The sequence below is a fragment of the Intestinimonas sp. genome (assembly GCF_026169115.1).
Classification (GTDB): domain Bacteria; phylum Bacillota; class Clostridia; order Oscillospirales; family Oscillospiraceae; genus Intestinimonas.
On sequence record NZ_JAPFEA010000047.1, the window covers coordinates 1 to 9,136 of the forward strand.

At 50.2% G+C, this 9,136-nt stretch carries 9 protein-coding genes and 1 pseudogene; 6 read left to right on the forward strand and 4 right to left on the reverse strand.

Going from position 1 to position 9,136, the window contains the following annotated elements; translation table 11 throughout:
• From Q0Y09_RS04170 to Q0Y09_RS04180, 3 genes and pseudogenes are all read right to left on the reverse strand, one after another.
• A pseudogene (locus tag Q0Y09_RS04170) lies at positions 1-187 on the reverse strand (membrane-associated protease 1); the annotation flags it as partial.
• Between the two features lie 19 nt (positions 188-206).
• Positions 207-2,387: a transcriptional regulator gene (locus tag Q0Y09_RS04175; protein ID WP_297718062.1), complete on the reverse strand. Its 2,181-nt coding sequence runs from the start codon at positions 2,385-2,387 to the stop codon at positions 207-209.
• Between the two features lie 56 nt (positions 2,388-2,443).
• On the reverse strand, positions 2,444-4,270 hold the full coding sequence (locus tag Q0Y09_RS04180; protein ID WP_297718065.1) for a VWA domain-containing protein: 1,827 nt from the start codon (positions 4,268-4,270) through the stop codon (positions 2,444-2,446).
• A 449-nt stretch (positions 4,271-4,719) separates the two neighbouring features.
• Here Q0Y09_RS04180 and Q0Y09_RS04185 point away from each other — a divergent pair, with 449 nt between their 5' ends.
• The 4 genes from Q0Y09_RS04185 to Q0Y09_RS04200 all read left to right on the forward strand — a co-directional run bounded on the left by Q0Y09_RS04185 (position 4,720) and on the right by Q0Y09_RS04200 (position 7,014).
• Positions 4,720-5,058: a helix-turn-helix transcriptional regulator gene (locus tag Q0Y09_RS04185; RefSeq protein ID WP_297718068.1), complete on the forward strand. Its 339-nt coding sequence runs from the start codon at positions 4,720-4,722 to the stop codon at positions 5,056-5,058.
• A gap of 22 nt (positions 5,059-5,080) precedes the next feature.
• Entirely contained in the window at positions 5,081-5,554 is a 474-nt protein-coding gene (locus tag Q0Y09_RS04190) for a sigma factor-like helix-turn-helix DNA-binding protein (protein WP_297718071.1), read from the forward strand.
• Positions 5,555-5,652: 98 nt separating this feature from the next.
• The gene (locus tag Q0Y09_RS04195) at positions 5,653-6,588 is read left to right on the forward strand and encodes a DUF4367 domain-containing protein (protein ID WP_297718074.1); all 936 of its coding nucleotides are present in this window, start codon (positions 5,653-5,655) and stop codon (positions 6,586-6,588) included.
• Positions 6,589-6,594: 6 nt separating this feature from the next.
• Positions 6,595-7,014 carry a hypothetical protein gene (locus Q0Y09_RS04200; RefSeq protein WP_297718077.1) on the forward strand — a complete coding sequence of 140 codons (420 nt, stop codon included), beginning with the start codon at positions 6,595-6,597 and terminating at the stop codon, positions 7,012-7,014.
• Positions 7,015-7,131: 117 nt separating this feature from the next.
• Here Q0Y09_RS04200 and Q0Y09_RS13235 read toward each other — a convergent pair whose 3' ends face one another.
• Positions 7,132-7,431: a DUF4368 domain-containing protein gene (locus Q0Y09_RS13235; RefSeq protein WP_367184344.1), complete on the reverse strand. Its 300-nt coding sequence runs from the start codon at positions 7,429-7,431 to the stop codon at positions 7,132-7,134.
• Between the two features lie 272 nt (positions 7,432-7,703).
• On the opposite strand from Q0Y09_RS13235, the gene Q0Y09_RS04205 reads away from it, so the two are divergent.
• Positions 7,704-8,270, forward strand: a complete 567-nt coding sequence (locus Q0Y09_RS04205; RefSeq protein WP_297718080.1) for a DUF3846 domain-containing protein — start codon at positions 7,704-7,706, stop codon at positions 8,268-8,270.
• Positions 8,260-8,490, forward strand: a complete 231-nt coding sequence (locus Q0Y09_RS04210; RefSeq protein WP_297718082.1) for a hypothetical protein — start codon at positions 8,260-8,262, stop codon at positions 8,488-8,490. Before Q0Y09_RS04205 ends, Q0Y09_RS04210 begins: the two co-directional genes overlap by 11 nt.
• Positions 8,491-9,136: the final 646 nt, after the last annotated feature.

Sequence of the window (9,136 nt, forward strand, 5' to 3'; positions counted from 1 at the left end):
GCGTAGAGTCCTGCTCCTGGCCGCCCAGAGCAAACAGCAGCTTGCCCCAAATCTTGAGGGCGGCTCCGTTGTCGGTGGCTCTGGCATTGGAGTCCTGAGGGATCTCACTGCCAAATTCCACTCTGGTGATCGCACGCTCGGTCAGCTTGACGGGACCAGCCCCGTCGATTTCCAGTCTGAAGCCCATATACTTTTACCTCCATTTTTTATTTAGAAGAAACGCGACTGATCATGACCTCCAGGTTGCGGGCATCACCGTCAAAGAAGATGGTAAGGTCGCAGATTCCCGTGGCCTCGTCAATGGAATAGTCAAGGTTGTCGCCCTCTTCTAGCACAGCATTAACGCAGTCCTTCTTGGCAAGCCACTGGCTCTTCTGGCTCTTGGGATTATTAGAGAAGAACTGGACAATATTATCCTGCTTGAAATCACCCGTGGCGTGGCGCAGGATACGCTCAATATAAGAGGTCACCTGCGTCTTGTAGGCCGGCTCATAGGTAGATTTGTCAGGATCGTAGAGCAGATTACGGGCCTTGTAGACCGTGATCTGCGTGACAGCCGTACCATCCAAAGTCGCGTTCTCCGATGCGAAGATCCAGCCGAAATTCTTCCGGTTGATCTGATCCTTGATGGAATTGGTGAAGCCGGTGATCTCTTTGGGCATTGTAGTCCGGGTGCAGAGCGCGTGGTTTCCGGCCTCCACATCGTACCGGACGCCGGGCAGCTCCGAATCCACCTTCAGTCGGCGGTAGTGGTCTTTCAGGAACTCCGGACACTGACAGGCCGCCCGGAAGCCGGCGGCAATATACGCAGCGTTGATGTAGACCCCCTCGATCCACAGCCGCATGATGTCCTCCTTCGCCTCGGAGAGCTGGGCGGTGGTGCTGTCCTCGGAGATCGTCATGAGCTTGTCCAGGGTGACGCCCGACTTGTTCTTGGGAATGACGGTGAAGTTGGGCAGACACGGGATAGCAAACTCACTGTATGCTTTGCCGACCAGCGGCTCACAGCGGTCAATAAACTTTTGGATGCCCTCTGCGGCCACAGCATTGAAGGTAGTCTCCTCCCGGGTTTCAAAGGAGAAGAAGGTTTCTACCCGATAGTCCTTCATTACATCCAGCAGGGTAGACAGAGTCTCCAGGCTGTTCACATCCTCATTGACCTTGTGAACATTGCCCGCAAACCGCTCCCGGCGCAGCTTGGCGCCCGCCTGGAGACTGACGGACAGATTGGGGAAGATGGCATACCAGATGGTATCCTTGAAGTTATTTTTACTGTTGACCGTGTTGAGGTAAGCGTGCAGGGTGGGCAGGCTGCTGCTCTTGGCCAGCATCTCTGGCTTGAGGTTCGCCACCACCAGGGCAGGCACCATTCCCTTGGTCTTACACTTGTACTGGTCAAAGAACATCTTTACACCCAGCAGCTTCTCCACCAGGGGCTTGACCACCTTGATAAAGTCATCCTTGGCATCCTTATAGAACTGGAGGTAGGAGTTATAGTTGGCAACCTCAGTAGGCACATCGATCTTGGTCTGAGTGGTAGAAGGCAGAGGACAGAAGGTACGTACCACCAGGGACTGCACATAGTCGGAAGGGGTCTCGTTGATGGCCTGATAGTCCTCCTCCAGTGCGGCAACCAAACCGGTGTTGATGTTGTCGTCCACCGTCGCCAAAGCCGTAGTCTCCTGCTTGGGAGCCTCCAGCACCTTCAGCTCGCCCTTTTCGCCCATGGTCAGCATACCTAGTGCGATCTGGTTACCGTTGCCCTTCTGATCCCCGGCGCCCAGCAGGAGCCGGGTCTTGATGTCCTCGATTGCCAGAGGCAGCATCGCCATCACATTGTTGTAGTTGTTGCTGGCCTCTTCAAAGAGTTCGTTGAGCTTATCACCCACATCCAGTTTGGCCGGATCGCCGTCCTCCAGAGCCGCGTATTTGGAGTAATTGTACCGGATCTCTTTACGCACCTGGCGGATGTCGTCCATGACTTTTTTGGGAGAGATCATGTCCAGCAGGTTTTCAAACCCAAAGTCCACATTAAGCACGCCCTGGGACTTCTTACTCTCCATCAGCGTGAACAGCATTTTGAGGAAGTCGTTGCTCTGGTTCAGCGGGATCTCTGTAAGCATATTGTCCGGGATATTCTCCGGCTTCTTCAGGGTGTACCGGACAGACTGGCTGTTGGCATCGAAAAAGGAGTAGATGCACGGCGCGAATTTCTCCTGAAACTCCTCATAGCTCCGGCACTCCAGGTGCTGGTTAATTTCCTTGATCTTGTCATCGCTCAGGCTGTCGATGCCTTTCACATCGCCGATCAAGGTCAGGAGATCCAGTTTTTCTGGGTTGATCTCCTCCAGCAGCAGGGTGCGGTTTGTCTGGTTGATAATTGTCACTCTGATCCACTCCTTACGACAAATTTTTATGACCAATCGAGAATTGAGAAAAGGACTTAGACATATGCATAACTCCTCAACTCGTTAGGGCGCACTTGGCGATATTGCAGAGCCATCTCGCTGAGTTCGTCTTCAAAGGTGATGTCTACCTTGGAATCCAGGCCCATCAGATAGCTCCTTCCCTTCATCAAGATCTCGCGCGACTGGATGATGGTGCAATCCGAATCATTGGAGAGTACCAAGCAGCGGTTAGCGCCGGCCTTCAAATAGATCCGATCCGCCCCCTCCAGATGCTCCTCTACATTACAGCCGTCCAAGATCTCCTGAAGCGATAAAACCTTCCCACCCGGGATACGGAACAAATCATAGGTAAGCGGCGGAACATCGCGCCCGGACTTTGTGCGGGTAATATAGATGTTCAGCCGTCCGGTATAGCTGTATTTACTCGGCGCGGGCGGCGGCGGATCTGGAATCGACCGGGGCTTTTTTCGGCGGTGCCCAACAGCGAGATAAACCAGCAGCAGGATCACAAGCAGGCCGCCGACAAAAACCGCAATCATAATGGGGCGGTAGTCCGGCGGGGGCGGCAGCTCCGGGGCTCCCTCCAAAGAGACAGACAACGGCTGGGCCACAATGATATTCGTGTTCAGGGCGTCAAAAGAAAGAGACACATCTTCCTTACGGTCTTCAGATACCCCGCTCTGCGGCGGAAGCATTACTGTGCCAGAACGCACGGCTCCCGTCCACGACTGTCCGCCGATGGTACCGGAGAGGGATCGGCCGTCAAACGACGAATCCATAAGCACCTGCCGCGCCGGGTTCCCTGCATCGTAGAAGGATACGGCAATCAAGGCGGTGCGCTCATATTGAGCAGCCCCTTCCTCGGATGGCTCCACATCTTCATAGGTCACATCAGCTGTCATGGTCACAAAATATTCTGTGACCACGTCCACCTTGATCTGGCTGCCTGCCGCCCCCTGAAAGCTGACATGGACTTGTTCCGCCGTCGGGTGGTCCAGTTCCAGCAGCGTATAGTGGGTACCGGAAATCTGCCGCACATCACCAGCGTTAAAATCGGCTTTTAGGTTCTGGATCGGACGGTCGCTGATGAATAATATCCTGGCAGTGGTAGTGTTCACGCTTGGAATCGTAAGATCCAGTTCCTCCGTTCCGCCATCAGCATCCACAACAGCCGCCGTCGTCTTCTTGACATTCAGCTGCTCTAAGAGGATGGCATCCACCGCCCGCTGAATATCCTCTGCTTTCGGCGCATGGTAGTTGGCGCCGCCGGTTTCTGCGGATGCGGAGAAAATCGTATTCGCCCGATCCTCCATATCAGCGCCGAGACCAATCACATGGATCTTAACGCCGGTGCTCTTCGCCTGCGCTACGGCAGATGCAAACTGCGCGGAGGAGGCCGCGGTAGCCGCGTCGTTCTGCATGATGATCTCTCCGTCTGAGAGCATCACGACCGTTTTCTCAGAGGCATCCACGCTTCCCAGCAGCTCCATCGCCCTTGCCAGTCCCGTGCCGGCATTGGTATAGCCTGTGTAGCGAACAGAATCCGCCGCCTTCATAATGGCGTCTCTGCCTTTGCTGTCTGCCATCCCCTGCGCGACAGCCACATCTGTGTTATAGGCCACAACGCCGACCGAATAATTGGATGGCAGACTGTAAATGAGCTGTGCGATGCTGTCAATCGCAAGCCGGTTCCGGTCGTTGCTGTTCATGCTGTTGCTGGCATCGACAGCGAAAACAACGGCCTTTTGTATGGTGGGATAATCATTCTCATCATATAGCGGCTCTGCGGCAGATACGATTTGACACAGTACAAAAGAAAGTATAACTACCACTGTGCCGAAAAAATGGATCACTCTTCTCATGGGCTACGCTACTCCTCCTTCGAAAAGGGTGTTCAATTTTCCTAGGACACTTTGCGACATGATTTTACAATATAACTTTTTCAAACAGCTAGCTCCGCTAATCGCAGAAACGAAATCGAAGTGTATGTGGAGGCATCGGGAAATCTTGCTATAACATCTGGAGGTCATACACGGAAGTGGTCGGCGGTACAATAGGCCCAAAACACAGATTTATCATGGCTTTGCAGGGGTTCGTTCTCTTTCGACACGTTTTCCCTTTTTATCCCTTTAATCGATATATGTCTGATCCGGGCGATTTTGTTGCACGGATTTTGAATTTTTTTATAAACTGTATTTATAAAGGCAGTTCCGCCCGCATAATCCATTATCAAATACAATAAACTACGATACCATATCTGTCAAGGATAGTTCTGCCCTTTTCTTTCAAATTCAGGGATGAACACAATAATATGGAGTTAGACTATCAGGAAATTGGCCGGAACGTCCGCCAACAGCGGCTGTCAAAGGGATTAAAGCAAAAGGAACTTGCCGAGCTGATCCAGGTTTCCGACCAGCATATCAGCCATATAGAAAACGCTCATACTCAGGTCAGCTTACCAACTTTGATTGCCATCGCCAATGCTCTGCAAACAGACTGCAATACGCTTTTAGGCACCACGCTCACCGGAGCCAAGCAGTCTATCCTACAGCAACGTCTGTTGGACATCATGATGGATATGGATACGAAAAAGATTGAACTCATGGTTCAATTCTGTTCCATGCTGTCCAAATTTGATCTTGAAGAATAGAGAGACCCGAGGTGAATCTGCTTTGAACCAATCCAATCGCTCGTTTCAAGAGTTGTATGAGTCGTTGCACGACACAATGCTTCGTGTAGCATACCGCATGGTTGGAACTGTAGAAACGGCCGAGGATCTGGTGCAAGATACCTTTCTTCTGGCCTTGTTCCAAAAGGACAGGCTGGCGCTGCACCCATCACCGGAAGGATGGCTGATGCGTGCACTTCAAAATTTGGCTCGCAACGAACAGCGGCGCTTGAACAACCATTCCCACGTATCGTTAGATTCCCTTCTGGGTATAAGCGGAGGAATTTGGCCCGATTCTCTGGTAGACATCTTGCCAAAGCAGTTGTCAGAGCAGGATCAAAAGATCCTGCGTTGGCGCTTTGAACAAAATATGGGCTACGACGAAATTGCGGATCGGCTTGGAATTTCAGCCTCCGGCTGTCGGAGCCGGGTATTCCGTGCAGTGACACGATGCAGAGAGCTTTTGGAGCAGTCGTAGGTTACATACGGACCGGATTAAAAAATTTTTAACTGTGCTGCAACAAATCCCACTGCTTGCGACATATAACAAGTAGAAGGGGAGGAAAGGGGGCAGCTATGGATTCTCCTTTGAGCCATCATACCAGTCAACCAAATCAATCCAATTGCCAATCTGCTTGCTTTGACATATCTCCGGAACGTCTCAATTCTATGTCTCCTTCTGAACTTGAGCAGGCAATGGAAGATGCGCTGTCCGCCATGGCGGAGGACAGCTACGATCCCGCTGTGATTGACGCATATCTTGATGCGCTGGATCGCAAGGCCCCGATGCCTGACTATCCAGACGCAAAAAGGTCCTATTCCGCCTTCCAGCAGAGAATTCGTTCTCTGCCGGAGAATGTAGCAAATCAAAAGCCGCCGAAGCGCTATCCAGCACGGTTGCGTAGTAGAATCCGCACAAGTCTGGCGGCGGCGTTGATGACCGCCTGCCTGTTGGGCACCATGATGGTGGTCCAGGCTTACGGGATTGACGTGTTTGGGGCAATAGCCCGTTGGAGCGAGAGCGCGTTTAGCTTTGGATCGCTTCCAGACGAAAACGAAGAAGACTCGGTCTACCACCCCCAGAAGGCGGAAGAAGGCACGGAAAACTCTGCATCCGGTGTTCCAGAGGAATATCAAGAGTTGCAAATGGAATTTGCAGAGCGCGGATTGCCCCTGTATTATCCTAAAATTCCTGAAGAATTTGCACCACAAGAGCCACTTATCGATGTTGACCCTATTACCGATTGTGTCAGCTTCAGCGTCGCATATACTTCAGCCTTGGATTGTATTGGCTTCAATGTTATCTTACATGACAATGCACCTTTTGAAATATATGAAAAGAACGACGAAGATGTTGAACCATTTGTTTGCAACGAAATCACCCATTATATTTTCAAAAATAACGAGAACGAAACTGTTGCATGGATGATTGGGAATGTGGAGTACAGCATCACTTCTAACACATCTACCGTTGATATGAAATCTTTAATTCAATCTATATATGAGGAGTAGATTATCATGAAAATGAAGCGTCTAATTTCTCTGGTCAGTGCAGTTATTTGCTTATTTATGCTGTCGATTCCGGCCTCCGCCCTTGAATATCGGGCAAGCGACCAAATCTCGATGCATGGCATAACCGTGACACCTGCATCCAATACCTTGAGTGTGAGGTTTTCAGTTTCCGGAAGTGGGGTCATGGACAAAATAGGGTGTGAAAGCATCTACGTTTATGAAAAATCCGGCTCCAGATGGACACTGGCCGAATCTTGGGATGAGGATGACCCTGGTATGAGCAGATACAACAGTTATTCCCAGATGAATACTATTCTTTGTGATGGCGAGGCCGGAGTTGATTACAAGGTGGTTGTGACCGTCTTTGCGGAGAATAGCGACGGCCGCGATACCAGGAGTAAGACGGTCTACGTTACCGGGAAATAACTGGACACACAATATAAAAACAGGGCAGAAAGTGCCTCCCGATAAGAAAACATCGTGGGGCAAGAGAGAACGGTATAGCTCCAGCTATGCCGTTTTTCTCATTCTTGCCTGATGAAGTTACTTTGGATGCTTCCAGAGCTCCAATGCCCTTATAGCAGATGTCAATTTCCTGGGTGTGGTTCTTGCCCTTTGGATCGCTGTAGCATGGACAACGAGCTTCTTGACAAACTCATGCAAGATATATGGGATCAATTCTGGAATTTCCGTATACCGTTTTACAGAGGAGAGAAACCTTTCCACATTGGCACTTTCTTGTTCCTCTGCTTCGATTTCACTATGGAGGGCAACCGCTAACTCTTGAAAGTTGATACTATTCTCTCTCGTAGTCAGCAGAGAGCTTTTGGAAACGCTCGTCAGAAAGTTTTACCGAAATAGTATCCTCATAGAGCCGCTTGAAAATAGCGTCCAGCTCTGCGATCCGCTTTTAGGCATCGGCCAATGTTTTCTGCCGTTTTGCCAAACCTCGGTTACACTGGTGCATAAGGATTTTTCTTTCCGTCAGTTTTCCTGCGATCTGCGCGGGTCCCAAACCATCCATGATATAGAGACCAATTTCATAAACTACCTAGGCGGCTTCTTCATTCTTCACCCATTGCTTTTTGTTATCAGACGATTTCATGTATCCATATGTGAAGGAAATCGACCCCGGCCTCCATGCGCTGCAAGCAGAGGTGGGCGGCGATATTGCCGCCTCCTATCCCTTTGACGATCCGGTGAGGCTGGTGCTGGACGATGAAAGCAAGCTCATCGGTCTGGACCTGAACCGTTCCCTCTGGGACGAGCATGGGGAGATTTACGACATTGTGGCTAGCACCTTCCTGGTGGTGGGCCTGGGGCCGGAGAGTTTTGCGTCCCTGCCTCCGGACATGATCCAGAAATACACCGAGCAATTCAAGCGACCGGAGCTGTTCGCCAGCATCAATAGGCAGATTGTGTCCGTTCCCGTGGAGCCGGAAAACCCGCTGCGCACGGCGGAAATGACCCTGGAGGATGACTACGGCACGATCGACGGGATCATCAACAATGGCCGCCGTGGGGAAGAACTGGATAAGGCCCAGGCCGAGACGCGCAGGACCACGCCGGAGAAAAAGCCCTCCATCCGGGAGCGACTGGAGGATGCAAAACGGGAGTGCGCAGAACAGAAAGCCCCAGACAAGCCCGCCCCGCAGAAGAAGCCCCCGGAGCATGACCTATGAGCCGGAGCAAGAAATGGCGTCTGGAATGGACGTTCTTCTTGGGCGAGAACGTCAGGCGCCAATACAACAAGCTCTGCAAAGGCTGTGTTCACCCATGCAAGCAGAGTTTTCGGGCGGTGGTGTTGACCTGTCCGCACTATCTTTCCCGCCGTTCCAAAAAGTGCAGGAATTAGGGTTCAAAATGGGCGAAGAAACAGCCTGTGGCGGCTTTTCTGTGTAGCGGTAGTATGATTTTCTATGTGGGGCGACAAGGCGTTTCTACATAGGAAAAACGCTAGATTTTCACCTTTCGACAATATGGGAGCGCCGTCATCGGATTAAAGTGGTCCAGTGGCGGCGCTCTTTTTTATTAGCTATGAACTGTGGTAATGGAAATCATCTCTTTTATTGTTTTGATGTAGCAGAAGTGATACAATAATTGAAAATAATATAAAAATATTTGTGTTTCAAAAGTCTAATTACTTATAACAACATAGTAACAATGAGAAGTTAGAGTTTCTTTACAGATGTATTTATTGAATAGGAGTTTTTGTAATGACTGAATTAACTAAAGAAATTGTAGATTCCTATAACCAAAAAGACTTTAATAAGTGTGAATTTTCACTGCTTTTCCTTGCATTAAGTTACAATAGCAATATTAGAAATGGAGATCTTTATAACCACGATTTAAAGCACCTGATGTTTACAGTGAACTTTATACGAAATCCCCTTGGTTCAAAATATACATTTCAAGATTTACAATTCAAGTGCAACACATGGAGATAGGTAAAAAAGGAGTGACTCATAGTCGGTGATGCCCTAAAATGGTGTTTGTGGACAGCCAAGAAAGGGGCAGCATCCTATGAGTCACTACAAACACCTTACCA

Bases quoted from the DNA above. Each gene is read 5' to 3' on its own strand.
- Q0Y09_RS04180 (WP_297718065.1), bottom strand. From the start codon at position 4,270: ATGAGAAGAGTGATCCATTTTTTCGGCACAGTGGTAGTTATACTTTCT.
- Q0Y09_RS04185 (WP_297718068.1), top strand. From the start codon at position 4,720: ATGGAGTTAGACTATCAGGAAATTGGCCGGAACGTCCGCCAACAGCGG.
- Q0Y09_RS04195 (WP_297718074.1), top strand. From the start codon at position 5,653: ATGGATTCTCCTTTGAGCCATCATACCAGTCAACCAAATCAATCCAAT.
- Q0Y09_RS04200 (WP_297718077.1), top strand. From the start codon at position 6,595: ATGAAAATGAAGCGTCTAATTTCTCTGGTCAGTGCAGTTATTTGCTTA.
- Q0Y09_RS04210 (WP_297718082.1), top strand. From the start codon at position 8,260: ATGACCTATGAGCCGGAGCAAGAAATGGCGTCTGGAATGGACGTTCTT.